22 protein-coding genes are annotated in these 24,222 nt (G+C 74.8%); 12 read left to right on the forward strand and 10 right to left on the reverse strand.

The window, feature by feature from the left end; translation table 11 throughout:
• The first annotated feature begins 170 nt into the window (after positions 1–170).
• The 4 genes from ACFWPT_RS09765 to ACFWPT_RS09780 all read left to right on the forward strand — a co-directional run bounded on the left by ACFWPT_RS09765 (position 171) and on the right by ACFWPT_RS09780 (position 4,613).
• Complete coding sequence (locus ACFWPT_RS09765) at positions 171–1,451, forward strand: trans-sulfuration enzyme family protein (RefSeq protein ID WP_380480794.1); 1,281 nt, start codon at positions 171–173, stop codon at positions 1,449–1,451.
• 127 nt (positions 1,452–1,578) lie between these two features.
• Positions 1,579–2,430 (forward strand): SDR family oxidoreductase, encoded by an 852-nt coding sequence (locus tag ACFWPT_RS09770; protein ID WP_380480796.1) that lies wholly within the window; start codon positions 1,579–1,581, stop codon positions 2,428–2,430.
• A 267-nt stretch (positions 2,431–2,697) separates the two neighbouring features.
• On the forward strand, positions 2,698–3,906 hold the full coding sequence (locus tag ACFWPT_RS09775) for an ROK family protein (RefSeq protein WP_380480798.1): 1,209 nt from the start codon (positions 2,698–2,700) through the stop codon (positions 3,904–3,906).
• 185 nt (positions 3,907–4,091) lie between these two features.
• On the forward strand, positions 4,092–4,613 hold the full coding sequence (locus ACFWPT_RS09780) for a hypothetical protein (protein WP_380480800.1): 522 nt from the start codon (positions 4,092–4,094) through the stop codon (positions 4,611–4,613).
• A gap of 31 nt (positions 4,614–4,644) precedes the next feature.
• Here ACFWPT_RS09780 and ACFWPT_RS09785 read toward each other — a convergent pair whose 3' ends face one another.
• The 5 genes from ACFWPT_RS09785 to ACFWPT_RS09805 form a co-directional block, all read right to left on the reverse strand.
• Positions 4,645–5,346 carry a transcriptional regulator gene (locus tag ACFWPT_RS09785; protein ID WP_380480802.1) on the reverse strand — a complete coding sequence of 234 codons (702 nt, stop codon included), beginning with the start codon at positions 5,344–5,346 and terminating at the stop codon, positions 4,645–4,647.
• Between the two features lie 143 nt (positions 5,347–5,489).
• Positions 5,490–5,891 (reverse strand): hypothetical protein, encoded by a 402-nt coding sequence (locus ACFWPT_RS09790; protein WP_063350735.1) that lies wholly within the window; start codon positions 5,889–5,891, stop codon positions 5,490–5,492.
• Between the two features lie 205 nt (positions 5,892–6,096).
• The gene (locus ACFWPT_RS09795; RefSeq protein WP_380480804.1) at positions 6,097–6,996 is read right to left on the reverse strand and encodes a ketopantoate reductase family protein; all 900 of its coding nucleotides are present in this window, start codon (positions 6,994–6,996) and stop codon (positions 6,097–6,099) included.
• 164 nt (positions 6,997–7,160) lie between these two features.
• Entirely contained in the window at positions 7,161–7,700 is a 540-nt protein-coding gene (locus ACFWPT_RS09800; RefSeq protein ID WP_380430049.1) for a hypothetical protein, read from the reverse strand.
• A gap of 179 nt (positions 7,701–7,879) precedes the next feature.
• Positions 7,880–10,024, reverse strand: coding sequence for a serine/threonine-protein kinase (locus tag ACFWPT_RS09805; RefSeq protein ID WP_380480806.1), 2,145 nt, complete (start codon positions 10,022–10,024; stop codon positions 7,880–7,882).
• Between the two features lie 387 nt (positions 10,025–10,411).
• Here ACFWPT_RS09805 and ACFWPT_RS09810 point away from each other — a divergent pair, with 387 nt between their 5' ends.
• From ACFWPT_RS09810 to ACFWPT_RS09820, 3 genes are all read left to right on the forward strand, one after another.
• Positions 10,412–11,182: an ABC transporter ATP-binding protein gene (locus ACFWPT_RS09810; RefSeq protein WP_380480961.1), complete on the forward strand. Its 771-nt coding sequence runs from the start codon at positions 10,412–10,414 to the stop codon at positions 11,180–11,182.
• Positions 11,179–12,567, forward strand: a complete 1,389-nt coding sequence (locus tag ACFWPT_RS09815; protein ID WP_380480809.1) for an FtsX-like permease family protein — start codon at positions 11,179–11,181, stop codon at positions 12,565–12,567. The genes ACFWPT_RS09810 and ACFWPT_RS09815 overlap by 4 nt, the downstream gene beginning before the upstream one ends.
• A 96-nt stretch (positions 12,568–12,663) precedes the next feature.
• Positions 12,664–14,004, forward strand: a complete 1,341-nt coding sequence (locus ACFWPT_RS09820) for a sensor histidine kinase (protein WP_380480811.1) — start codon at positions 12,664–12,666, stop codon at positions 14,002–14,004.
• A 44-nt stretch (positions 14,005–14,048) separates the two neighbouring features.
• Here the strand turns inward: ACFWPT_RS09820 and ACFWPT_RS09825 are convergent, their stop codons facing one another.
• The 3 genes from ACFWPT_RS09825 to ACFWPT_RS09835 form a co-directional block, all read right to left on the reverse strand.
• Positions 14,049–14,714, reverse strand: a complete 666-nt coding sequence (locus ACFWPT_RS09825) for a response regulator transcription factor (RefSeq protein WP_380480813.1) — start codon at positions 14,712–14,714, stop codon at positions 14,049–14,051.
• A 159-nt stretch (positions 14,715–14,873) separates the two neighbouring features.
• Complete coding sequence (locus tag ACFWPT_RS09830; protein ID WP_380480815.1) at positions 14,874–15,404, reverse strand: DUF5959 family protein; 531 nt, start codon at positions 15,402–15,404, stop codon at positions 14,874–14,876.
• A gap of 205 nt (positions 15,405–15,609) precedes the next feature.
• Positions 15,610–16,614: a ScbA/BarX family gamma-butyrolactone biosynthesis protein gene (locus ACFWPT_RS09835; RefSeq protein WP_380480817.1), complete on the reverse strand. Its 1,005-nt coding sequence runs from the start codon at positions 16,612–16,614 to the stop codon at positions 15,610–15,612.
• 461 nt (positions 16,615–17,075) lie between these two features.
• Between ACFWPT_RS09835 and ACFWPT_RS09840 the strand changes: the two genes are divergently transcribed.
• Entirely contained in the window at positions 17,076–17,729 is a 654-nt protein-coding gene (locus tag ACFWPT_RS09840) for a ScbR family autoregulator-binding transcription factor (RefSeq protein ID WP_363378628.1), read from the forward strand.
• Positions 17,730–17,964: 235 nt separating this feature from the next.
• Positions 17,965–18,846, forward strand: coding sequence for a BTAD domain-containing putative transcriptional regulator (locus ACFWPT_RS09845; RefSeq protein WP_380377546.1), 882 nt, complete (start codon positions 17,965–17,967; stop codon positions 18,844–18,846).
• A 44-nt stretch (positions 18,847–18,890) separates the two neighbouring features.
• On the opposite strand, the gene ACFWPT_RS09850 is transcribed toward ACFWPT_RS09845, so the two are convergent.
• A complete protein-coding gene (locus ACFWPT_RS09850; protein ID WP_380480963.1) occupies positions 18,891–19,688 on the reverse strand; it encodes a TioE family transcriptional regulator in 798 nt (265 codons plus the stop codon).
• Between the two features lie 90 nt (positions 19,689–19,778).
• Between ACFWPT_RS09850 and ACFWPT_RS09855 the strand changes: the two genes are divergently transcribed.
• Positions 19,779–20,921 carry an erythromycin esterase family protein gene (locus ACFWPT_RS09855; protein ID WP_380480819.1) on the forward strand — a complete coding sequence of 381 codons (1,143 nt, stop codon included), beginning with the start codon at positions 19,779–19,781 and terminating at the stop codon, positions 20,919–20,921.
• A 60-nt stretch (positions 20,922–20,981) separates the two neighbouring features.
• Here ACFWPT_RS09855 and ACFWPT_RS09860 read toward each other — a convergent pair whose 3' ends face one another.
• Positions 20,982–21,944, reverse strand: coding sequence for a LysR family transcriptional regulator (locus ACFWPT_RS09860; RefSeq protein WP_380377544.1), 963 nt, complete (start codon positions 21,942–21,944; stop codon positions 20,982–20,984).
• A 71-nt stretch (positions 21,945–22,015) separates the two neighbouring features.
• On the opposite strand from ACFWPT_RS09860, the gene ACFWPT_RS09865 reads away from it, so the two are divergent.
• Complete coding sequence (locus tag ACFWPT_RS09865; protein ID WP_380480821.1) at positions 22,016–22,669, forward strand: maleylpyruvate isomerase family mycothiol-dependent enzyme; 654 nt, start codon at positions 22,016–22,018, stop codon at positions 22,667–22,669.
• Between the two features lie 243 nt (positions 22,670–22,912).
• Positions 22,913–24,001 carry a PP2C family protein-serine/threonine phosphatase gene (locus ACFWPT_RS09870; RefSeq protein ID WP_063350747.1) on the forward strand — a complete coding sequence of 363 codons (1,089 nt, stop codon included), beginning with the start codon at positions 22,913–22,915 and terminating at the stop codon, positions 23,999–24,001.
• Positions 24,002–24,222: the final 221 nt, after the last annotated feature.

Genomic DNA, 24,222 nt, shown 5'->3' on the forward strand with positions numbered 1-24,222 from the left:
CTTTTGTGTGTTGCGGGTCTTGGCGCGATTCGTGTCCGCGCGCAGGCGAACGTGCCGCACCGGATTTGTGGTGGTGGGCGCCCCCCCCGGGCCCCCGGGGGCCCGGGGGGGGGCCACCCGGGCGCGATTGGCCCTGGGCGCGGCATGCGACCGGACCGACGATGGGCGGCATGAGCGACTACCTCGGCCACCAGACCCCCGACGGACAGCAGATCCCCGACGGACACCAGGCCCCCGAGGGCCAACGGACCCCCGACGGACACCGGGCCCCCGGCGCGCTGCGCCCCGAGAGCCGGATCGTCCACCCGCCCCTCGCGGACACCGCCGGCAGCCGTCCGATGGGCGTGCCGCTGCACCAGAGCCACCTCTTCGCCTTCGACACCAGCGACGCGCTCACCCAGGCCTTCAGCGGCCCGGGCGGGGCCTTCTTCTACAACCGCTACGGCAACCCGACCGTCCGCTCGCTGGAGACGGCGGTGGCCGACCTCGAAGGCGGCGCCGGCGCGATCGCCACCGCCTCCGGCATGGGCGCGATCAACACCGTCCTGCTCGCCCTGCTGCGCTCCGGCGACCACGTGATCGCCCAGCGAAGCCTGTACGGCGGCACCTTCGCCGTGCTCGCCGACCTCGCCGAGCGCTGGGGGGTGGAGGTCACCCACGTCGGGGGCGACGACCCGGCCGAGGTCGAGGCGGCGCTGCGGCCCACCACCCGGCTGCTGCACCTGGAGACCATCTCCAACCCCACGACCAGGGTCACCGACCTGCCCGGGCTGATCGGCGTCGCCAAGCGGGCCGGGGTGGTCAGCGTCGTGGACAACACCTTCGCGACGCCGCTGCTCTGCCGGCCGATCGAGTACGGCGCGGACGTCGTCATCCACTCGGCCACCAAGTACCTCGGCGGCCACTCGGACGTCCTGGCCGGCGTCGCCGTTCTCGCGGACGCCGAACTGCACCGCAAGGTCTGGCACTACGCCGTCGAACTCGGCGCCGCCGCCGACCCGTTCGCCGCCTGGCTGACCCTGCGCGGCCTCCAGACCCTCGCCCTGCGGGTCCGCCGGCACTGCGAGACCGCGCTCGACCTGGCCGGCCGCCTCGCCGCCCACCCCGCGGTCGGTGCCGTCCACTACCCGGGCCTGCCCGGGCACCCCGACCACGACCTCGCCCGCCGGCTCCTGCCCGACGGCCACGGCGGCGTCCTGGCCTTCGACCTCGTCGGCGGCCGCGAGGCGGCCCGCACCTTCACCGAGTCCGTCCGCCTGGCCGCCCTCGCCCCCTCCCTCGGCGGCGTGCACACCCTCGTGCTCCACCCGGCCAGCACCTCCCACCGCCAGCTCGACGACGCCGAGTTGGCCGCCGCCGGGATCGGCCCGGGGACGGTGCGGGTGTCGGTGGGCATCGAGCACCCCGAGGACCTGTGGGCGGACATGGAGGGCGCCCTGGCGAAGGTGTGACGGCAGCCCGCCCGGCGCCGACGGGCTGCCGATCGCATTTGCGTGCGCGTGCACCTAAACATAGAGTGCGTGCACACGCACACACTCTGCCCCGGAGAAGTCCGGGGAGACCCGAGGAGAGACCCCCATGGACACCGACGCCGCCCCGATCGTCCTCATCACCGGCACCTCCTCCGGCATCGGCCTCGCCACCGCCGTGGCCGCCGCCCGCGCCGGGTACGGCGTCGTCGCCACCATGCGCGACACCGGACGGGCCGAAGCCCTGCGGCGCGCCGCCGCCGAGGCGGGCGTCGACGGGCGGATCGAGGTCGAGCAGCTGGACGTCACCGACCCGGCCTCCGTCACCTCCTGCCTGGAGACCGTCCTCGCCCGGTACGGCCGGCTCGACGCGGTGGTCAACAACGCGGGCGCCGGCCACGTCGGCACGATCGAGCAGGACGGGACGGCGCCGGTGCGGGCCGCCATGGAGGTGAACTTCTTCGGCGTGGTCGAGGTCACCCGGGCCGCGCTGCCGCACCTGCGGGCCTCCGGCGGCCGGGTCGTCACCGTGACCAGCATCGGCGGCGTGGTCGGACAGCCCTTCAACGAGGCGTACTGCGCCGCCAAGTTCGCCGTCGAGGGCTTCATGGAGTCGCTGGCTCCGGTCGCCGCCACCGTCGGCGTGCACGTCACCGTCGTCGAACCGGGCGCCGTCGCCAGCGAGTTCATCGGCAACCAGGCCATCGACCTGCCCGCGTTGACCGCCGCGGCCGGCCCGTACGCCCCCGCCCTGCAGGCCTACGTCGACCGCACGCTGAAGGCCTTCGCCCAGGCCCAGACCCCGGAGCAGGCGGCCGCCCCGATCGTCGCGGCCCTCACCGCCGAGCGGCCGCCGCTGCGGGTGCAGACCTCCGAGGCGGCCCGTGCCTTCGCCGGCACCAAGCTGGCCGACCTGGACGGCTCGGTGGTGCGGCGGATGACGGGCGGCTGGGTGGCCTGAGGGATCCGACCCGGGGTCTGACGCGTCTGACAGGTCCGACCGGCTTGACGGGCTTGACGGGCCCGATGGTCCCGCTCGGGGCGGCTCGGGGCTGCTCAGGGCGGTACGGGGCTGCTCGGGACGGTACAGGGCCAGCGGCCGGGGTGGGAACGGAATGATCGCCGGTCATACTTGGGCGGCGGCGCCCGACACCGGACGCCGCGGGCCGTGCCGGCACCGCCCGGCGCAGCCCGCCCGCCAGCCGTCCCGCCCAGACCGGAGGAACCGATGAGCAGCCACCTGCCGACCCACCGCCCGGCGGCCGGGGCCCCGGCAGTGCCGTGGAACCGGCAGCGGCTGCGCAGCAACAACGAATGGCTGCTGCTCGAACTGCTGCGCACCGGCGGCGGCTCCTCGCGCGCCCAACTCGCCCGGGACACCGGCCTGTCCAAGCCCACCGTCTCCGCCGCCCTGGCCGCCCTGGAGCAGGCCGGGCTGGTCCGCGAGGCCGGCCGGCTGGCCCCCGAGCGCGGCCGCACCGCGGTGCTGTACGAGGTCGACCCGGCCGCCGGGCACGTGCTCGGCGTGGACATCGGGCGGGCCAGGCTTCGGGTCGCCGTCGCGGACCTCGCCGGGACGGTCGTCGCCCGCCGGGACGTGGCCAACCGGGGCCGCTCGGCGAACGCCGTCGCCGACGCCGTGGTCGCCGCCGCCCACGAGGCCATCGCCGAGGCGGGCCTGGCCGCCGACGACATCGTGCACGCGGTGATCGGCACCCCGGGCGTGTGGGACGAGCAGCGGCGCGGCGTGCGCTACGCCACCAGCCTGCCCGGCTGGGGCCGGCCCGGCCTGTTCGACCGGATCGGGGAGGGCCTGGGGGTGGCCGTCACCGTGGCCAACGACGCCAACCTGGCCGCACTCGGCGAGTACACCCTCGGTGCCGGCCGGGGCAGTCGGATGTTCGCCTACCTGCTGGTCGGCACGGGCCTGGGCGTCGGCGTGGTCAAGGACGGCGAACTGCTGCTCGGTGCGCACGGCGCGCTGGGCGAGATCGGCCTGGTGCCGCTGCCCGCCCGCGCCGGTGAGCCTCCGGCGACCATCGAGCAGGAGGCCGCCGCGGACGCCGTGGTGCGCACCGCCCAGGACCTCGGGCTGGGTGGCGCGCCCACGGCCAAGCAGGTCTTCGAACGGGCCCGGGCCGGTGACCTGGCGGCGGTCCGGGCCGTCGACCGTGAAGCCGGCCAACTCGCCTACGCCGTCGCCGTGTTGTCCGCCGTACTGGATCCGGACCTGGTGGTCCTCGGCGGCGGCATCGGCAACAGCGCGGACCTGCTCCTGGAGCCGCTGGAGCAGGCTCTGCACCGGATCGCCCCGATGCGTCCGACGCTCGCGCCGAGCCTGCTGGGGGAGGAGGCGGTCCTTCTCGGCGCGGTCGCCACCGCCCTGGAGACCGCGCGCCCGGAGGTGTTCGAGCGCCGGACGGCGGGGCTGCCCTAACGGCGGCCCGTGGCCCGGCGAGCGTTCGGCGGTTCGGCGCAGCGTGACGGCGGACCGGAGGGCGGCGACGCTCGGTGGCCGGCAGATCTCGATCTGCCAACGAGTGGGAGATCCGTGCACAGATCGTGTGCGGGCTCTGCTTGAATCGCACACCTCATCCAAACGGAACGGAGCGTTCTCCACCCATGCCTTCACGCATACGCGGGCGTCGGCGCGCCGGCCTGGCCGGCTTCGCCGGACTCGTCCTCACCGTCGGTCTGGCGCTGACCGGTTGCGACCCGTCGGCCGCCGACGGCGGAGCCAAGGCCTCGCCCCCGGTGACCGCCCCGGCGGCCGCCACCACCCAGTCGACCCCGCCGGTCGCACCGCCCGCCGCGCCCCCGGCCAGCACGCCGCCGCCCGCGTCCGACCCCGCGCCGAGCACGCCGGCCGCCCCCGCCCCGGCGGCCCCCAGCACCCACGCGCCGTCGCCCACCCCGAAGGCGCCGCAGCCGAAGACCACCACGGCCCAGCCGCCGACCGCCCCGGAGCCGCAGCACACCGCGGCGGCCGGCGGCGCGGAGTGCGAGCTCCGCTCGAACGCGGGGAACTGCTACGCGGCCGGGCAGTTCTGCCGCAACGCCGATCTCGGCAGGAGCACCCATGACGCCAACGGGGGGATGATCTACTGCCGGATGGTCAGCGGCAAGCCGCACTGGCAGGCCTGAGCGAGGCCGACCGGGTGCGGGGGGCGAGCCGTCAGTTCCCGCGCCCGGTCGGCTCGTTCCCGCGGCCCGGGGGATCCTGGTCGAGCTGCCCGAGGGTGTCCCAGAACAGGTGCTCGTACGCCTGGAGCACTCGGCCGTGCTCGCGGGCCGCGGCCAGGGTCGGCTCGTCCAGCGGGTCCGGCCCGAGGGCGTCGGCGGCCTGCTGTTCGAGTGCGGTGGCGGGCTGGGCGAAGAAGTCGAAGAACGCGCAGGCCTGGTCGGGGAAGCCGTAGCGGTCGCGCAGGGCCTGCGCGATGGTGGCGCAGTAGCCGCCCCAGGCAGCGAAGTTGGTGACCAGGGCGACGGCTGCGGCGGTGGGCCCGCCGTTCAGCGCGAGCCAGGCGAGGTAGGCCGGGTAGGCCTGGCAGCCGGGCAGCGGTGGCCGGGCGGCGAGTTCGTCCGGGCCGAGGCCGCAGGCGGCGGCGAGGCCGGGCAGGGTGCGCAGCGCGGCGCTCTCGCCCTCGGCGAGGGTGGCGAACCAGGCGCTCACCGGACGGTCGGCGCTGCGGGTGGCGAGCAGCAGCAGGCTGCGCCGGTCGGAGGCGATGATCCGGTGCTGCTGGGCGGCGAGTTCGGCCAGGGTCGAGCGGGGCGCCGTGCCGTCGGCGAGCGCCGTGACGAGTGCAGGGGCGGCGTCGCCGGGCGCCAACTCGGTGCGCAGGTCGCGGATCTGGTCGAGGATCGGGTGGTTCACCGGTGCCTCCGTGGTGCGGTTCGGTCCCGGTGCCATTCCTACCGCCTGGCGGGGCCCGGTTGGCGGCGACAGGCCGGGGCGGTCCGCGGGTTGCTCCCGGCCCCGCGGGTGCGGGGCCGGGAGCGGGCGGCGCGGTAGGTGGCTCAGGACCCGGCGCAGGCGCTGGTCACGTCGCCGGCGGCGTCGGTGATCGCCCCGATGTCGGGCATCTTGCCCTTGGAGACGTTGTCCTGGGCGCTGGAGACGGCCTTGTTCAGCTTGTCGGTGGCCTTGTCGAGCTTGTCCCCGCTGTTGTGGTCGCGGAGCTTCTTGATGTCGTCGCCGACCTTCTTCAGGGCGTCGGCGGTGTGCTTGCGGCGCTCCTGGTCGGTGAGTTGGCCGACGTTGATGGCCGATGAGGCGAGGTCCTGGATGTCGCCGGTGATGCTGACGGCCTGTTTGCCGCAGTCGAGTGCCTGGTCGACGTCCTTGCATGCGCTGAGTAGTGGAGCGGTGGCGAGCAGCGCGAGTGCGGCGGCGGCCAGTCGGTACGGTTTCCTTGTCATGTCTGTATCCCTCCCGCCGGCAACAACGCCTGATCGCCCACTCGTGGTTCCGCCCGATCGGGTGAATCATGGGTGAACCTTTACTGTCGGCCAGGAACGGGAGTTGATGGAACATCAGATTCCGGGCTCGAATTCGCCGAATTCGCCGATGTCACCGACTTCACGTCAGAGGCCCTGCCTCATGACGTGAAGTCGGCTGCGGGTGCTACCGGTTGGCCGGTTCGGACAGGTCGCGCACCAGTCCGGCGAGGGCCGGGGTGTCGACCCCGTGCGCGGCGGCGGCCCGCAGGACGGCGCCGCCGATGGCGTCCAGTTCGATCGGACGGCCGGCCTCCACGTCGCGCTGCATCGAGGACTTCATCGACCCGGGCACCCGGTCGAAGGCGGTGAGCAGTGCCTGTGCGTCCGCCGGGGCGCCCGCCGCGCCGGAGACGGCCGCGATCTCGTCGAGGACGGTGAGCAGTTCGGACCGGTGCTCGGTGCGCACGACGCCGACCTCGCTGCGGTGGCGGGTGGTGAGCAGCGCGAACGGGGCGAGGAAGGAGAGCTTGCTCCAGAGCATCGCGGTCTCGTCCTCGCGCAGCGTGACATCGAGGCCGGCGCGCCGCAGCCGATCGGCCAAGTCCGCTACCGGTCCTGCCAGTTCGAGCACCGCGAAGGGGCTGGTGTGGGCGATCCGCCCGGGCGCGGTGCGAGTGGCCTCGACCCGGATCGTGCCGGCCGCGACCTGCCCGGCGGGGTAACGCTCGCGCAGCGCCGCGACGTGGTCGATTCCGTTGAGCAGCGGTACCACGACGGCGGAGCCGAGGGCCTGCGGCGGCATCCGGTCGAGCGCGTCGGCCAGCGCCGTCGCCTTGACGGTCACGAACGCGGCGTCGACCGGCTCGCGCAGTTCGGTGGAGGCTTCGACCCGGGCGGTGAAATCGCCGAACTGTCCACTGCGGACGTGCAGTCCGTCCCGGTTGAGGACGGCGGCGGTCTCCTCGCCGGCCAGGCAGATCACCCGGTGCCCGGCGCGCGCGAGCAGGCCGCCGATCAGGCCGCCGACGCCGCCAGGTCCGAGGACGGCGATGGTCGAGGGAGTGGTCGCGGGGGTGGTGGTCATGTCGACTCCTGGTGAGGGGGTGAGGGGTGGTGGGCTTCCGAGGAACGGCCCGAGGAACGGCCCGAGGAACGGCCCGAGGAACGGCCCGAGGAACGGCCCGAGGAACGGTCCGAGGAACCGGCCCCGAGGAACCGGCCGGTGGGTGCCACGGCCCGGCGGCCCGGTCATGGCGCCGCCTCGTCCGGGGCGGCGGGGGCAGAGGAGGAGAGGGAGACGAGGCCGAAGGTGAACGGCGGTTCGTGGCGCGGTTTCCGCCCGCCGGCCGGGGTCCAGCGCACGGGGGTGTTTCGGCTGAGGCGCAGCGTGTCGTACCGGACGTTGCCGTGGACGGGGTCGGGGACGGGCAGGCCTTCGGCGCGCAGCGCCTCGACCACCTCGTGGGCCGGCCAGCCGAAGACGTCGATGCCGTGGAGGCCGACCGGGCAGGCGGCCGCACCCTCCACCGGCTCCACCGGGCAGCGCGACAGGAAGACGGCCTGGAGGTGCTCGCCCGGGCCCGAGCAGAGGGTGACGCCGACCCCGGGCAGGGTGAAGTGCAGCGCCCAGTTGGAGCCGCAGACGAAGGTGGGGTGCACACCGCCCGGGAGCGCCTCGCGGTGCGGGGCCAGCAGGCGGCGGACCGTCGCCTCGGTGAGGCCGAAGCGCAGTTCGGGCAGCGGCGCGGGCAGGCGGACGCCGTGGCCGGGCAGCAGGTCGATGGTCACCCGTTCATGATCCCTCGTCGGATGGGCGGCGCGGGGCCCGGGGCGGGTGAGGCTCAGCTCGCGGGCGTACCGCGGCGGTGGCCCGAGCCGCGTCCTGCCGTCGGGCGTCGCGGCCGGTGAGCGGCGGCACCGACTCGCCGGGCGGGAGGCGGGCGGGCCCACCGCCCACCGTTGCCGGGTCAGCCGGCCGTCAGGCCGTTCAGCGCGTCGGTGACCTGACGGGCGAGAGCGGGCGGCAGCGCGGCGTAGCCCGACTGCGTCGCGGCCGGCTGGCCGGCGGCGCTCACCGCGTGGGAGAGCAGGCCTGCCACTGCCCGGGTCGGGTGGTTGCCGAGGTTGTCCGGTGCGTCGGTGCCGCAGAACACTGCGTAGCCGACCTGGACGAGCGGGTACGCGCCGGAGCCGGGGTTCGCGTAGTCGACGTCGACTGTCAGGTCGGTGCCCGTGCCGGTGACCTTGGCGCCGACCAGGGCAGCGGTGGCGGCCTCGGTGGTGGCGGCCACCGGGCCGGAGCCGGCGGACAGTTTGGCGGTCCGCAACCCGTCGGCGTCCTTGAGCGGGAGGAAGGCGATCGCGCCGGACTTGCCGGCCACCGTCGAGCGGACGGCGCCGAGGTCGCCGACCGTCAGACCGCCCATCGCCTGAGCGGGCCAGGAGTGGGCGACCGTCGGGTACGGCCAGGCGGCGGGCGCGGCCTTGGCGAGGTAGCGGGTGAAGCCGAGCGTGATCGGCGACACGCCCGACGGGTGGACCGCGGTGATGGTCGTGTCGGGCAGCACCCGGCCGGGGTTGAGCGTGGCGATCGCGGGATCCCGCCAGCTGGTGATCTGGCTGTTGAAGATCCGGGCCACCGTCGGGGCGTCCAGCACCAGCGAGTCGAGCCCGGGGACGTTGTAGACGACCGCGATCGGCAGGGCGGCGACCGGGAGTTGGGCGGGCCGGGCGGCCGTGCACCGCTTGCCGAGGCCGGCGGCCTCGTCGCCCAGGGGTGCGTCGTCGAGGGTGATGGCGTCGACCTGGCCGGCGACGAACTGCTGGCCGGCGGTGCCGCTCACATCGGTGGCGGTCACGTTCGCGGTGGGGCACGCCTGGTGGTAGTCGGCCGTCCAACGGCTCATGACGGTCTCCAACGGGCCGTCTCCGCCCACGACAGCGCGGGCCGAGGGGCAGTCGGGCGGGCCCGACTGGCCTGAGTGGCCTGACTGGCCGGGAGTGGACGGCGCCGAGGCGGCCGGGGGCAGGGCACCGGCACCGCCGTTGTCCTTCTCCTTCTGCCGCAGCAGGACGGCCGTGCCGCCGGCCGCGGCCAACGCGACGGCGACCGCGACGACGAGCGCGGCCGTCCGGCGGCGGGGCCGGGGGACGGCGGGGCCGGTCGGTGCCGGTATGACGGGGGGCCCGGCGGGCGGGGGGAAGGCGGGCGCGAGGGGTGCCGAGCGGACGTCCGGCTCGGTCGGAACGGGCGGCACGGCGGGCCGCTCCCACACGGTCGCGGGCCGGGTGTCGGGAGCGGCCGGGGGAGGCTCCACGCCCGCGACGGACCACGTCAGCAACGTCTCCAGGGTGGGCCGTCGGGTCGGCTCCTTGGCGAGGCAGGCCGCGACCATCGGGAGCAGCTCCGCCGCCAGCCCGGCGAGGTCCGGCTCCTCGTAGACGACCCGGAAGCCCACCGCGTGCGAGGAGTCCGAGCCGAACGGACCGCGCCCGGTGCCCGCGAAGGCCAGTACCGAACCGAGCGCGAACACGTCGGTGGCCGGGCTGGTGTCGCCGTGCCGGAACTGCTCAGGCGCCATGAACGGCGGTGTGCCGACGGCGACTCCGGTGCTGGTGAGCTGGGTGCCGTCCAGGGCGCGGGCGATGCCGAAGTCGATCACGCGGGGGCCGTCCTCGGCGAGCAGGACGTTGCCGGGCTTGAGGTCCCGGTGCACCAGCCCGGCGCGATGGATGTCCCGCAGCGCCTCCGCGAGGCCCGTCGCCAGCCGCCGTACCTCCGGCGGGCTCAACGGGCCCTGCCGGGCGATCCGTTCGGCCAGCGAAGGGCCCGGGACGTACAGGGTGGCCAGCCAGGGCGACGGGGCGTCGGGGTCCGCGTCGACGACGGGCGCGGTGAACGCCCCGCTCACCCGGCGGGCGGCCTCGACCTCGTGCCGGAACCGGGCCCGGAACTCTTCGTCCCCGGCGAGCTCGGGGCGGATCACCTTGAGCGCCACCTGCCGCCCGGACAGTGACCGCGCGCGGTACACGACGCCCATGCCGCCCGCACCGATCCGGCCCTCCAGCCGGTACCCGCCGATCTCGCGCGGATCGTTCTCCAGCAAGGTCACGTGACCCCCGTCCTCAGACATCCGTCCCCCGTCCCCCGGTCAAACGGGAGCCAGCCTAGTACCAATGCCACTGACTTTGCGGTCCTCCGCGACCCTCCGACCGAGGCATCGCCACAGGTCAGCGGCTCGTGATCGCTGTTAAGTCAGTGGCATTGAGCCTAGTACCGCACCGGCGGGCGCCGTGACGGTGGCTCGGGTCGGTCGACCTCGACCGCGACGGCGATGGCACTGAGGTGGGAGGGGACCGGGACGGCCTCGACCCGACGTACGCGTCCTGGGTCCGGAGGTAGGACCACCTGCGGGGTTCGGTTTTCCGAACCCCGAATTGGGGGGCCAGCCCAATCGATTGTGCGGCCGTTCATGTCCAGGATGGAGGGCATGAACGGGATGACGACAGCCGCCGTGGCGGCGAGCGGTGAGGTGGCGGGCGCGGCCCTGACCGGGGACGGGCTGCACCGGGAGTACGGGCGGGGCGCGGCCGCCGTCCGGGCGCTGCGGGGGGTGTCCGTGGCCTTCGCGCCGGGGACGTTCACGGCGGTGATGGGGCCCTCGGGTTCCGGCAAGACGACGCTGCTGCACTGCCTCGCGGGGATGGACCGCCCCACCCGGGGCATCGTCCGCTGGGGTGGGACGGAGGTGTCCCGTCTGCCCGAGCGGCGGCTCGCGCAGCTGCGCCGCACCAGGGTGGGGTTCGTGTTCCAGGCGTTCAACCTGATGCCCGCGATGACCGTCGCGCAGAACGTCGAACTTCCCGGGCGGCTCGCGGGGGCGCGGCCGGACCGGGCGCAGGTGCGGGAGGCGCTCGCCAGGGTCGGCCTGTCCGGGCGGGAGCGGCACCGGCCCGGGCAGCTGTCCGGCGGCCAGCAGCAGCGGGTGGCGATCGCCCGGGCGCTGGTCGCGCGGCCGGCCGTGCTGTTCGCGGACGAGCCGACCGGCGCGCTCGACCGGGCGACCGGGCACGACGTCCTCGACCTGCTGCGTTCCGGTGTGGACCTGGACGGGCGGACGTGTGTGATGGTCACCCACGATCCGGTGGCCGCCGGCTACGCGGACCGCGTGCTGCTGCTGGCCGACGGGCTGATGGTGGACGAGCTCGACCGGCCGACCGCCGCACAGGTCGGCGAGCGGCTGAGCCGGCTGGGCGGGGGAGCACGATGAGCCCCGTCCTCTCCCTGGCGGCCGGCCAGATCCGGCGCCGACCGGCCTCCTTCGCCGGGCTGGCGGTGGCGCTGTTCCTGGCGGTGGCGACGGTGACGCTGTTCGGCTCGCTGGTCGCCGCCCAGGCCACGGCCCCCGCCGCGGTGGCCCGCCGGGCGGTGGCCGGGCCGGGCCTGCTGCTGATCGCGGGGGCGTTCGGTGAGATCGCCGTCCTGGTCGCGCTGTTCGTCGTGGTCAACGCGCTCGGCTTCACCCTCCGTCAGCAGCACCGCGACCTCGCCCTGCTGCGGACGGTCGCCGCGACACTCCGTCAGGTGCGTCGGCTGGTGCGGGCCCAGGTCGCGGCGACCATCCTGCTGATAGCCGTGCCCGGCGGCGCGGCGGGCACCCTCGCCGCCCGGGGCTTCCTCGCCGCGCTCCAACGGCGCGGGCTGGCCGCGCCCGGCCTGCGGATCCCCGGGACGCCGGTGCCGATGCTGGTCGCACTGGCGGTGGCGCTGCTGGTCGGCCTGGCCGCCACCGCCCTCGCCGCCCGACGGATCACCCGGCTCACCCCGGCCGCCGCGCTGACCGCGGACACCTCGGGCCAGCGGCGGGCGGGCGTGCTGCGAGTGCTGGCCGGGCTGGCCGTCCTGGCGGGCGGGGTGCTGCTGCTGCGGCTCGCCGCCACCAGAGGGGCCGGTGAACTGGACAAGGCGGGGCAGGCGACGATGCTCGGCTCGCTGGTGATGCTGATCGCCCTCGCGCTGCTCGGGCCACTCGCCGCACGGGCCGTGGCCGCCGTGCTCGGCGCGCCGGTACGGGGGCTGGCCCCCGGGGCGGGCTGGCTCGCCGACGCCAACCTGCGCGGCTACGCGGCCCGGCTCTCCTCGGCCGTGGTGCCGGTCGCGCTCCTGGTCGGGCTGTCGGGCACCATGTTGATCATGACGAGCACCGCCGAGCACGTGGTCCGTACGACCGGCGCCGCGACCAGCGTCACCAAGGCGACGGACGTCTGGTTGCGCGAGGCAGAACTGGGGATGCTGGTCTGCTTCGCAGCCGTCTCCACCGTCAACACGCTGGTCGCCCTGACGGCCGACCGGTGGCGCGAGTTCGCGCTACTGCGCCTGGTCGGCGCGACGAGGCGGCAACTGCTGCAGATGCTGTCCGTCGAGGCGGCCCTCACCACGGCGGTCGGCGTGCTGCTGGGTGCGGCGGTGGCGGCCGTCGCCACGGGGGCGTTCGCCCGGGCGGTGACGGGGTCGGTGCTGCCGGTGGTGCCCGGCGCTGCGTGCGGCTGGGTGGTGGCGGGCGCGGCGGCGCTGACGGTACCGGGGATCCTGGGCACCGGCCTGCGGGCGATCCGGGGGCGCGCGGTCGAGGCGGTCGGCGGTGAGCGGGGGTGACCGGGCCCTTCGCCAGGTGCGGCGGGGTCGGGTCGAAGCCGCTTGGGTGTGTCGTCGAGGCGGTGAGCGCGGTGAGCGGGAGTGGTGAGGTGGACGGTGGCTGAGCGTCGGCGGTATCTGTCGGTGCGCGGTGGCGAATTGGCCTTCGCGCTGCTCGGGCTGCCGGTCGGCGTGCTCGGCGGGGTCTACGCCGTGGCCGTGCTCTATGCCGGGGCGTTGCTCTCGCTCACCGTGCTCGGGCTGCCGTTCGTGGTGGCCGCCCTGGCCGGGGCGCGCGGGCTGGGCGGGCTGCACCGGCGACTGGTCGGGCGGCTGCTCGGCGAGCCGGTGCCGGCCCCGGGGGCGCTGCCCCGGCCGTCCGGGGCGATCGCCCGGGGTCGGGCGGTGCTGACCGACCCGGTGGCCTGGCGGGCACTGCTCTACCTGCTGCTGCGGCTGCCATTGGGGGTGCTCGGCTTCCTGGTCGCGGTCGGATTGCCGCTCAGCTGCGTCTGGTTGGTCGGCTTCCCGCTGTGGGTGCGCCTGCTGGAGCCCGGGCCGAGGCCGGTCGGCTGGCCGGACGTGGCCGGGGCCCCGGTCGGGCTCGCCGTACTGGCGGTGGTGCCGGCGGCGCTGCGGGCGGTGAGCGCGGCCAATCGGGGCCTCGCCCGGCTGCTGCTCGGCCCGGTGCGGTCGCAGGAGCGGGTGCGCGAGTTGGAGACCGCCCGGGCCACCCTGCTCGCCGAGAACACCGACCGGTTGCGCCGTCTCGAACGCGATCTGCACGACGGGACGCAGGCGCAACTGGTCGCGCTCGCCATCACGCTCTCGCTGGCCGACGACGCCCTCAGCGAGGTCACCGGCGAGGTCACCGGTAAGGCCGTTGGCGTCGCCCAGCCCGAGCCGACCGGGCAGCCCGAGCCGACCGGCCCGCCCGGCACTCCGGAGGCCGAGTGCCTGCGCACCCTGGTCGACCGGGCTCGCCGGCAGACCGACGACACCATCGCGGAACTGCGCCGGCTCACTCGGGGCATCCACCCGGTGGCGCTGGACGGCGGCCTCGCCCAGGCGTTGCCCGGGCTCACCGCCACCGCGCCGGTGCCGGTCACGGTCCGGCTGGATCTGAGGGAGCGGCCGGACGCGGCGATCGAGCAGGCCGTCTACTTCTGTGCGGCCGAGTTGCTGACCAACGTCGCCAAGCACAGCGGCGCGGCGGCGGCGGAGCTCACGGTCAGCGCAGCCGACGGGCGGGTGCGGCTGACGGTGCGCGACGACGGCCGCGGGGGCGCCGCTCCGGGCGGGGGCTCCGGCAGAGGCTCCGGCTCGGGCTCCGGCTCGGGCCTGGCGGGCCTGGCGGGCCTGGCCGAACGGCTCGCGGCGGTGGACGGGGTGCTGCGGGTGGACAGTCCGCCGGGCGGGCCGACGACGGTCACCGCCGAACTGCCGAGCAGCCTGTGACGGGTGCCCGCGGCGGGGCCGTCCACGGAACCGCTGCTCCCGGCTCAGCCGCCGTTCTCGGCGAGGTAGGTGAGGACGGCTTTCACCCGCCGGTTGTCGGCTTCGGTCGCCGGCAGGTCGAACTTGGCGAAGACGGCGGCGACGTGCTTCTCCACCGCCCGCTCCGAGACCATGAGCAGCCCGGCGATCGAGCGGTTGGAGTGACCCTGCGCCATCAGCTCCAGCACCTCCCGTTCGCGCGGGGTGAGCGCGTCGACGCGGCTGCGCCGCCCGCCGTGCATCAGGCCGTTGACGATCTCCGGGTCGAGCGCCGTGCCGCCGGCCGCGACCCGCTGCAGCGCGTCCACGAACTCCGAGGTGCGGGCCACGCGTTCCTTGAGCAGATAGCCGGCACCGGCGGCGCCACCTGCGAGCAGCCGGGCCGCCCAGGCGGTCTCGACGTGCTGGGAGAAGACCAGGATGCCGACCCCGGGCGAGGTGGAGCGGAGCTCGACGGCGGCGCGGATGCCCTCGTCGGTGTGGCTGGGCGGCATCCGGATGTCGACCACGGCCACATCGGGCCGGTGCTCGGCGACGGCGGCGACGAGTTCGGGGGCCGTTCCGGCGGTGGCGACCACGGCGCACCCGCGCGCGGTGAGGAGTTCGACCATGCCGTCCCGGAGGATCACCGAGTCCTCGGCGAGGACGACGCGGAGCTGCTTCTCGATCATGTCGCCATTATCGGTGGCGGCCGGACCACCGCCACCGCCACCGCCACACCACCGCCACCGGACCGGTCATGCTGCCGCTCGCCCTGCCCTGCCCTGCCCTGCCCGGCCGCTCGCTGCGCCGGGCGTCGGCCCTGTCATCAAAAGGATCCTGACAATCCGTCAGTTGCTGTTCCCCTGCTGCCCACGCCAGGCGTGGATGCCGGGGGCGACCTCGACCACCTCGAACGGGTAGGCGTCCCGGACGAGTTTGAGCAGGGCGCGCTGCTCGTCCAGCCAGCCGGGGGCGGGGGACAGGACGACCCGGAGGGTGACTCCGGAGTCCTCGGCGTCGGAGACGGTCACCCAGAGGCCGCCGGGCCGCCCCGGCTCGATCCGCAGCTCCGGGCCGTGCTCCTCGTCCAGCCAGCGCACTGCCTCGCGCCGCGCCAACCGTTCCAGGGCGGTTTCCCACTGCTGGAGCTGACGCTCCGTCACCAGCGTGACGAACTGCCCGCGGGCCGAGTCGGCGGTGACGGTGATCTCGCAGTCCAGCCAGTCGTGGCCGAGCAGGGAGCCCGGTGCGTGTCGCCCCAGCACCCGCACCCGTACGCTCCGGCCGCCGGTGCGCCCCTCGTGCCCGGTGGCATCGTCGGTGCCGGGGCGGTCCGTCAGTCTGATCAACTCGTTCTGGTGCGAAGCGACTTCACGCACTGTGTACTCCCGGTCACTGCGAATCCAAGGGCTGACATCCTCGCGCAGGTGTTCGTCCGGTGCCAGTCCATGGGAGGGGTTCGTCTCCGACGCGCCGACGGCCCGCCCGACCGTGGAGGTCGGGCGGGCCGGGTGGGACGGTGGGCGGCCGGCGGTCCGTGCTGGTCCGTACCGGTCAGCGCCCGTCAGCGCCGGTCACCGCCGGTCACCGCTGGTCGGTGTGGCCGGTCAGGACGGTGGTGAAGATCGGCTCGCCGTTCTGGTGGCCGGTGACGGTGGTGGTGAGGGCGTCCGGGTCGTCGCCGGGGGTGTGCCGGGCGGTGATCGTGGTGGCGGCGTCGTGCTCGGCGTACCGGTGGTAGGTGGTCGCGGCGGAGGCGGGGATGACGGTGGCCGGTGAGACGAGCGCGTTGGTGGCCTGGCGGGCGGCCTCCAGCAGGACCATGCCGGGGATGTGGTCGTTGGCGTGGTCGAAGAGGATCGGGTGCCAGGGATCGGGGGTGAGGTGCCAGGTCCCGGGTGCGTCGGCCGGGGTCAGGACGACGTCGCAGGGGCGGATCCGGCCCACTCGGCCCGGGGCCAGCGGCTCGCCGGAGACGGCGGGCGCCGGGTCGGCCTCGCGGCGGGCCCCGCGCAGCCGCCGGTAGGTGGAGTCCGGCACGGTGGTGAACCGGGTGTGTCCGGTGGCGGCGAGGTGGGCGCCGCGTCGGATGACGGCGCTGAGGGTGAAGTCGATGGTGGTGCCGCTTCGGCGCGGCTGCGGGACGAGTCTGGCCTCGATGCTGAGGTCGGTGGGCGCCGCGCCGATGAGCAGTTGGCGGGGGCGGGTGGTGTAGTCGAGGTTCCACATCATGAACTTGTGGTCGAGCGGGACGCCGAACCGGGTGTGCGCGAGGTAGAGCCCGGCTTGGCGGATCGTTTCAGCGGTCTGGATCGGGTCGTGCCGGGTTCCGTCGGGGGTGGTGAAGAAGGTGTGGGCGCGCGGCCACTGCGCGGTGACGGCGAAGGTCGTCTCGTTCAGCTGCTCGCTGCCGGTGAGGAAGACCTCGGCGTGGCAGGCCCGGTGGACGTACTCCTTGGCAACGGTGCTGGTCAGGCGCGGTGCCGGTCCGGTCGGCACGGACGGTCCGGCGGTGCGGCCGGGGGTGGTGCCGTGGTCCGCGCCGGCGGCGCGGGAGATGGCGGGGGCGCGGTAGGCAAGCAGGGGCATGGGAGCGCTCCGGAAGGCCGTGGCGGGCGGGGTGGGCTGCTCAGGGCTCGTAAGATACGTACCTTCCGGTTTGGTTTTCAAGGAGCCCGAACGAAGGTTCGTTGGCGGCCGATCGTGGTCGGGTGGTCGCTCCAGGTGCCGCGTGATGGCCGTCCGGGTGGACCGAGCCTGGGGTGGATGCCGCCTGGCCTGCAAAGGAATCCCCAAAAGTGGGATGACAGGTGCATTATCACGGCGGGCCGTTTTCGGTGGGATGCGGCCAGAAGTGGGGAGCCGGATTCCGGCTCTGTCGGCTGGGGGAGGGGCGGCGGTCGCTTTCCCGCCCTGTGCCGTCCACGCGGTTTTCCTTCGCTCGAAGGCGGGTGCATGCGACCTGGGGAGGAGGGATCGCCGGTTGACCGGCGGGTAAGATACAGGGTGTTTGGTTTTGTTTGCCGAGCGGTTCAGGTGGGGTGGTTGCGGTGGTGCGGCAGGAGCGGGCGATCCGGACGCGTCGGCTGATCCTGGAGGCGGCGGCCTCGGTCTTCGACGAGCACGGGTACGAGGGGGCGACGATCGGCGAGGTGGTCGCCCGCGCGGGTGTGACCCGGGGCGCGGTGTACTTCCACTTCGCGTCGAAGCGGGAGCTCGCGCAGGGCGTCGTGGAGGAGCAGTTCGGTCGGGACGAGATCCCCGAACGGCATTGCAAGCTCCAGGAGTTCGTCGACCTGGGGATGGTCGTCGCGCATCTCATGCCGCGTGACCCGCTGCTGAGCGCGGGCGCGCGGCTCTCGCTCGGCCAGGACGTGTTCGGCGACCTCGGCGGTGGTGCCACGCCCGGGTGGATCGCCCGGCTGGAGGCGGTGCTGACGGCGGCCGGCGAGCGGGGCGAACTGCTGCCGCACGTGCTGCCGGCCGAGACGGCGTGGCTGGTGACGGGTGCCTGGACGGGCGTGCAGATCCAGTCCCAGAAGATGTCCGGCCGGGCGGATCTGGAGCGCCGGGTGGCCGTGCTGTACCGGCACGTGATGCCGAGCATCACCGTCCCCGGGGTGCTGGCCACGCTGGACCTGGGCTCGGACCGTGGTGAGCGGGTGGTGGCCGAGCTGGCGGCGGCCCGTGCGGGCGGGGCCTGAGAGTGTGCGTCCGGGGTTGACGCGGCGGCGCTCGCGGCGGCGGTCATTCCGGTTGGTCGCAGCAGTCCGGCGCTCGATTGTCCGTCCAAAAACAAACAGCTCGTTCGGTTTTGTATTGACAAACCGTCCGTCCTGTTTTTGGATGAGCACCCGGTGCTCGGCTGTGCGATAGCCACAGCACCGGCCGGCCGGTGGCCGTCGGGGTCGCCGATCCGTCTGGATTGGGGTGGACGTCATGGAGATCCGGGTGTTAGGGGCCTTGGGGGTCCAGGTGTGCGGGGTGTCGGTGGTGCCCTCGGCGCCGAAACCGCGGCAAGTGCTCGCCCTGCTGGCCCTGCGCGCCGACCAGGTCATCTCGGCGGGCGTCCTCGCCGAGGAACTGTGGTCCGGCCATCCGCCGCGCAGCGCGCGCACCACCGTCCAGACCTACGTCCTCCAACTGCGCGACCTCATCGACCGGGCGCTCGCCCACCGCGATGACGCCGGGGGAGCGTGCGGAGCCAAGGACGTCCTGGTGACCTCGCCCGGCGGCTACCGGCTCGACAGCGGCGGCGGGCTGGTCGACCTCCAGGAGTTCGACCGCCTCGCGGGCCTCGGCTACCGGGCCATGGACGGCGGCGACTTCCCGCTCGCCGCCCGCCAGTTGGGCGAGGCGCTCGGTCTGTGGCGCGGTCCGGCCTTCGCCGACATCCCGCTCGGCGGTCAACTCGCCGTCGAGGCCAAGCGGTTGGAGGAGACCCGGCTCTGCGCCCTGGACCAGCGGATCGAGGCCGACCTGCGGCTGGGCCGCCACCGCGTCCTGCTCGCCGAACTCACCGTCCTGGTCGACCGCTACCGCACCCACGAGAGCCTGCACGGCCAGTACATGATCGCCCTGCACCGCTCCGGCCGGCGGGGCGAGGCCCTGGAGGCCTACCAGCGCCTGCGCAACACCCTGGTACGGGAGTTGGGCATGGAACCCTCGGCCGGACTGCGACGGCTCCAGCGCTCCATCCTGCTCGCCAACCCCGATCGCCCCGAGCCCGACCGCGCCGCCGGCCCCGCCACCCCCGCAGGCCCTGCCACCCCCGCCGACCGGACCCCGCCCCGCACCACCCGGCTCACCCGCGTCGGCTGAGCCCACGGCGGCGGCCCGCCGCATCGCTGACGAAGACCCTAGATCTACTCCGGCCGGGGGTGGCCGGTCAGGTCCAGGTAGTGGCCGAGTCGGGCGGCCGCGTCGAGCATGGCCAGGCCCTGGGTGGTGAGCCTGCGCTGCCAGCCGTCGAGGGCGTCGGCCAGGGAGGCCGTGCCGCCGGCCGTCCGTACCTGTCGGAGCACGGTGGCGATGTGGTCCAGCGGGTAGCCGCCGCGCCGGAGCAGGTGGGCGAGTTCGGCGTCGCGGATGTCGTCGGCGCGGAAGACGCGGTGCCCGGTGGCCTGGTCCCGGGCGGGGGCGAGGATGCCCGCGCCCTCCCAGTTGCGTACGGTCGCCGGGGTGAGGCCGAGCCGGTGGGCGAGTTCGCCGATGCTCAGGACGGCACCGTCTACCGCGGGCGCCGCCGACGGGCCCGCCGCAAGATCCGCCGCAATGTCCCGTGCCGCAAGGTCTCGCGCCGCGTCGGGCCGTGCCGCAACGTCCCGCGCCGCGTCGGGCCGCGCCGCAAGGTGGTGCACGGCCTTCCGCACCGCGTCCAGGGTGTCCCGGTCGCGGAGGAGTTGGCCGTGGCCGCGGTCGATGGCCGTCAGGGCGTCGTCGAGCCCGCCCCGGTGGAGCGCGGTCATGATCCGGCCGCCGGTCGCGTGGCCGTACGCCGCGACGAGGGAGCGGTAGGCGTCGAGCGCGGCCGCGTGCACCTCGGTGTAGATCCGGTAGCCGGTGGCGGTGCGTTCGGCGGGCGGGAGGAAGCCGTCCCGCTCGTAGTTGCGTACGGCCTGGGCCGAGAGGCCGTGCCCGCGGGCGAGGTCGGAGGGGCGCATGGTGGTCACCGGTTTGAGGCTTCAGCGGAGGATCGGGCGGTCGGAGCAGGAAAAGTCTCAACCGTTCTTTCAAGGATACGCTTGAGGACCATGAGTCAGGACTTGCGAGACCTCGTCCCTTCGTCGTGCGCACTGCTGGCGCTCGGTGAACCCACCCACCGGGAACCGGCCTTCGCGCGGATCCGCAACGAGCTGTTCGCCCAGCTGGTCGACCGGGGATTCCGGTCGATCGCCCTCGAAACCGACCGGGTGGCCGCGCTCGCCGTGAACGACTTCGTCCAGGAGGGGGTGGGCACCCTCGACTCGGTGATGGGCGAGGGCTTCTCCCACGGCTTCGGAGAGCTGGACGGCAACCGGCGGCTGGTCGCCTGGATGCGCGAGTACAACCGGAGCCGGCCGCCGGCGGACCGTCTGGCCTTCCACGGCTTCGACGCGCAGACGGAGAACACCAGCGCACCCAGCCCGCGGCGCTACCTCGAACACGCCCGCGACTACCTCGGGCTCGACCTCGACCTCGCCGGCCTGGTCGGCGACGACCAGCGCTGGAGCCGCCCCGAGGCGGTCCTGGACCCGGAGATGTCGCCCGGCGCCTCCGCCGAGGCGGAGAAGCTGCGGACGATCGCCGACGACCTGCTCACCCTGCTGTACGCGCGGGCCCCGGAACTGGTCGCGGCGACCTCGCGCGCCGAGTGGCGCAGGGCCAGGACGCACCTCACCGCCGGCCTCGGCCTGCTCCGCTACCACCGGCAGTCGGCCGAGCACCTGGAGCCGGGCGCCCGGCTGTCCGGCCTCCTCGGCACCCGGGACGTGCTCATGGCCCAGAACCTCCTCGACATCCGCAGCGGCGAGGCCCGCCGAGGGGGAACCCTCGTCTTCGCCCACAACCTCCACCTGCAACGGCAGCCGAGCACCATGCGGTTGGCGGACCTGGACCTGGCCTGGAGCGGCGCCGGCGCCATCCTGGACTCCCTGGACGAGCCGTACACCTTCGTCCCCGGCAGCCTGGGGCGCAGCGCGGCCGTCGGGCTCCAGGAGCCCGAGCCGGACACCCACGAGGGCGCGCTCCAGCGCGGGGCCGCCACCTGGGGACTGGTCGAGCCCGGTGCGGCCGCCGGCGGCCGGACGCGCACCGACACCACGCCTGATCAGGGCTACTTCCCGCTCGACCGGGCTGTCCTCGACGGGGCCGACGCGATTCTGCACATCGGCGACGGCACCGCCGCCGCGTCCTGACGGGGCACCGCCGCCGTCGCGCTGACACGGCGGCCTGCGGAGGGCGGACCCCCGGCAGCGTCAGGTACGGGCCCCCGGGCCCGGATAGGACGTCCGCAAGTGGCCCAGGAGCGCGGCCGTGGGCGGCGCGATGGGGCGGCCGGTCGGCCAGGCCAGCGCGATCCGCACCAGCGGGACGGGATCGGTGAGCGGCCGGATCCGCAGCCCGGCGGCGGGCGGCGGATCCGGCAGCACGGCCACGCCCAGCCCGTGCGCGGCGAGTTCGGCCAGCTGCGGCGGGGCGGCCGCCTCGACCGCGACCGTGGGGCGCGCCCCGGCCGCGGCCAGGGCCTGCTCCAGCGCCGTCCGCAGGCCGGTGCCGCGCGGGGTGCTCACCAGGGCGTGCCCGGCCAGCGCGGCGACCGGCAGGGGGCCGTCCGGTCCGCCGGCCAGCGGGTGGTGCCCGGTGAAGGCGGCGACCAGCGGGGCTTCCAGCACGGTGTGCAGGGCGAGCCCGGCCAGCGTCCGCCAGCCGTCGTCGTCGTCCCGTCCGCTGGCGGCGGTGGGCAGGCCGATCACGGCGAGGTCCAAGTGCCCCTCGCGCAGCGCGCCGAGCATCCGCGCGGTACCGTCCTCGGCCAGCGAGAGGTCGATGCCCGGGTGGTCGCGGCGGAACGCGGCGAGTGTGGTGGCGAGTCCGGGGAGGTCGTCCGCCCCGGCCGGCGGGACAGGGCCCAGGGCTGCCCCGGAGACCAGCCCGAGCCGGACGTGCCCGCGCCGCAACCCGCCGAAGTCCTGCGCCGTCTGCCGCGCCGCCGTGGCGGAGGCGAGCGCCGCCCGCGCGTGCGGGAGCACCGCCTCGCCGACCGGGGTGAGCCGGACGCCGCGCCCGCTGCGGTCCAGCAGCCGGTGGCCCAACTCCTTCTCCAACTGCCGGATCTGGGCGCTCACCCCGGGCTGGGTGAGGTGCAGCAGCTCGGCGGCGCGGGTGAAGCTGCCCTGCTGGGCCACGGTGACGAAGTACTGGAGCTGCCGGAGTTCCATAACTTCTGATGATAGGTGGAAGAACTCCCCGGTCTTGGACGTACGGAGGGCCCCGGCCGCAGGCTGGAGGCATGGAAACCGTGCAGCACGACCAGGGCGTCGACTGGGTCCGCGAACAGATCGCGGCCGAACGCCGGGAACTCGCCGAGGTGTTCACCACCTTCACCCGGGACCAGTGGAACTCACCGTCGCTGTGCGCCGGTTGGCGCGTCCGCGAGGTCGCCGCCCACATGAGCACCGGCTTTCGCTACTCCACGGCCCGCAACCTCGCGGACCTCATGCGGGCCGGCGGCTCCCTCCACCGGATGACCGACCGGGTGGCCCGCCGCGACGCCGCCGCCCTCACCGACCGCCAACTCGCCGCCGCCCTCGCCGACCACGCCGAACACCCCTGGCGCCCCCCGGTCGGCGGCCGGATCGCCGCCCTCGGCCACGACGTCGTCCACGGCCTCGACATCACGACCGCGCTCGGCCTGCCCTCGCGCCTCCCGCTGCCTCGGGTCACCGCCCTGCTCGCCACCGTCTCCCGCCGCAGCCTGCGCTTCTTCGGTGCCCGACTCGACGGCGTCCACCTGCGGGCCACCGACACCGGCTGGGCGTACGGCGAGGGCCCGGCCGTGGTGGAGGGCCGGGTCGAACACCTCCTGCTGCTCGCCTACGGGCGCCGCCTGCCGCCCGGCCTGCTCACCGGCCCGGGCGCGGGGCGGTTCACCCTGGACGGGTAGCGGGCGCGGCCGCTCCCGGGTGTCCGGCCGTCGGCGAGAGCGCCGTGCAGGTACCGAAGCAGGTCACCAGGCTGACCCACGGCCCCCGCCCCCGACTCCCGACCCCGACTCCCGACCCCGCGAGGCGCCGCCGCGCGCTTCGCTCCCCGCGGCGCAGCCGGGGGCGCGCGGGGGTGAGCAGGGGTGGCTAGGATCGGAATCGCATATTCCGGATAGGCGGTGAGACGGGAAGCAAGGTCTCCGATGGCCCCGAGGTCCGAGCAGTGGCCGCCGTACGTGCGGTTCGCGCCGTGGTTGCTGATCGTCGGCGGGCTCGTCTGGAACTCCCTGGATCCCACCGACTACTGGGGCGACCCGCTCCTGGCGGCCGCCGCCGTCCTGACCGGCGCGCTGCTGACCTTGCGGGACACCCTCGCGGTGGGCGTCGCCAATGTGACCGGCATCCTCGTGCTGGCCGTGCGGGACGGCTCGATCGGCACCCAGGACGGCTACCTGGAGCTGGTGAACACGGCCTTCGCCGCGCTGCTCGGCGTCTGGGTCAACCGCGTCGTCGCCCGGCACGGGGAGCGGCTGGCGCAGGTGCGGTCGGTGGCCGAGGCCGCCCAGCGGGCGGTGCTGCCCGAGCCGCCCGCGCGGGTGGGCCGGCTGTCGGTCGCCGCCTGCTACCGGGCGGCGCAGACCGAGGCGCTGATCGGCGGCGACGCGTACGCGCTGCAGGCGACCCCGTACGGCGTACGGGTGCTGATCGCGGACGTGCGGGGCAAGGGGCTGCAGGCGGTCGGCGCGGTGTCGGTGCTGCTCGGCGCGTTCCGGGAGGACGCCCACCGCGCGCCGGACCTCGCGGCGCTGGCCGACGGGTTGGAGCGGGCGCTCGCCCGGGAGAGCGCGCTGCTGGCCGAGGAGGTGCGGCTGGAGGGGTTCATCACGGCGCTGCTGGTCGAGTTCCCGCCGGGTGAGGACGTCGTGCGCACGCTCGACTGCGGGCACCCGGGGCCGTACCTGCTGGGCGGCCCGGACGCGGTGCGCCGGCTGGACGCCGCCGACCCGGGGCTGCCGCTCGGGATGGGCTCGCTGGGCGTGGCCCGGCCGGTGCCGCAGACCCGGCCGTTCCCGCCGGGGTGCACGCTGCTGCTGGTGACCGACGGGGTGACGGAGGCCCGGGACGCGGCCGGGGAGTTCTACGATCCGCTGCTCGCCCTGGGCCCGCTCGGCCCGTTCGACGGCCCCCAGGAGGCCGTCGACGCGCTGGTGGCGGACGTGGAGCGGTGGACGGGCGGGCCGCGGGACGACGACATGGCGGTGCTGGCGGTGACCTGCCGGGAGGCGGACTGAGCGGCGGGGCCCGGCCCGTCCGGCGGCGCGGGTGCTTCTTCCCACGGCCTCCCGCGGCGCGGCCGATATCACGATCAGGTGACGGACAGTCAGTGTTTCGCATGATCCAGCCAAGTTGAGTGACGGCGTCCGGTGGCCGGAATGCGAATGCCCGCATAGCGGACGGCGAATTGGACGTGCGGGGCCCGCCGTGCGCCGGGTGGCCGCGCGAGTGGTCCGCC

Origin of the sequence: Kitasatospora sp. NPDC058478, assembly GCF_042720345.1 — a bacterium.
GTDB lineage: Bacteria > Actinomycetota > Actinomycetes > Streptomycetales > Streptomycetaceae > Kitasatospora.

Excerpts from the sequence above, each read along its gene's own strand:
- ACFWPT_RS09770 (WP_380480796.1), top strand. The coding sequence starts at position 1,579 with ATGGACACCGACGCCGCCCCGATCGTCCTCATCACCGGCACCTCCTCC.
- ACFWPT_RS09845 (WP_380377546.1), top strand. The coding sequence starts at position 17,965 with ATGGAGATCCGGGTGTTAGGGGCCTTGGGGGTCCAGGTGTGCGGGGTG.
- ACFWPT_RS09775 (WP_380480798.1), top strand. The coding sequence starts at position 2,698 with ATGAGCAGCCACCTGCCGACCCACCGCCCGGCGGCCGGGGCCCCGGCA.
- ACFWPT_RS09790 (WP_063350735.1), bottom strand. The coding sequence starts at position 5,891 with ATGACAAGGAAACCGTACCGACTGGCCGCCGCCGCACTCGCGCTGCTC.
- ACFWPT_RS09860 (WP_380377544.1), bottom strand. The coding sequence starts at position 21,944 with ATGGAACTCCGGCAGCTCCAGTACTTCGTCACCGTGGCCCAGCAGGGC.
- ACFWPT_RS09835 (WP_380480817.1), bottom strand. The coding sequence starts at position 16,614 with ATGCCCCTGCTTGCCTACCGCGCCCCCGCCATCTCCCGCGCCGCCGGC.
- ACFWPT_RS09765 (WP_380480794.1), top strand. The coding sequence starts at position 171 with ATGAGCGACTACCTCGGCCACCAGACCCCCGACGGACAGCAGATCCCC.
- ACFWPT_RS09825 (WP_380480813.1), bottom strand. The coding sequence starts at position 14,714 with ATGATCGAGAAGCAGCTCCGCGTCGTCCTCGCCGAGGACTCGGTGATC.
- ACFWPT_RS09815 (WP_380480809.1), top strand. The coding sequence starts at position 11,179 with ATGAGCCCCGTCCTCTCCCTGGCGGCCGGCCAGATCCGGCGCCGACCG.
- ACFWPT_RS09855 (WP_380480819.1), top strand. The coding sequence starts at position 19,779 with ATGAGTCAGGACTTGCGAGACCTCGTCCCTTCGTCGTGCGCACTGCTG.
- ACFWPT_RS09850 (WP_380480963.1), bottom strand. The coding sequence starts at position 19,688 with ATGCGCCCCTCCGACCTCGCCCGCGGGCACGGCCTCTCGGCCCAGGCC.
- ACFWPT_RS09870 (WP_063350747.1), top strand. The coding sequence starts at position 22,913 with ATGGCCCCGAGGTCCGAGCAGTGGCCGCCGTACGTGCGGTTCGCGCCG.
- ACFWPT_RS09780 (WP_380480800.1), top strand. The coding sequence starts at position 4,092 with ATGCCTTCACGCATACGCGGGCGTCGGCGCGCCGGCCTGGCCGGCTTC.
- ACFWPT_RS09795 (WP_380480804.1), bottom strand. The coding sequence starts at position 6,996 with ATGACCACCACCCCCGCGACCACTCCCTCGACCATCGCCGTCCTCGGA.
- ACFWPT_RS09810 (WP_380480961.1), top strand. The coding sequence starts at position 10,412 with ATGACGACAGCCGCCGTGGCGGCGAGCGGTGAGGTGGCGGGCGCGGCC.
- ACFWPT_RS09865 (WP_380480821.1), top strand. The coding sequence starts at position 22,016 with ATGGAAACCGTGCAGCACGACCAGGGCGTCGACTGGGTCCGCGAACAG.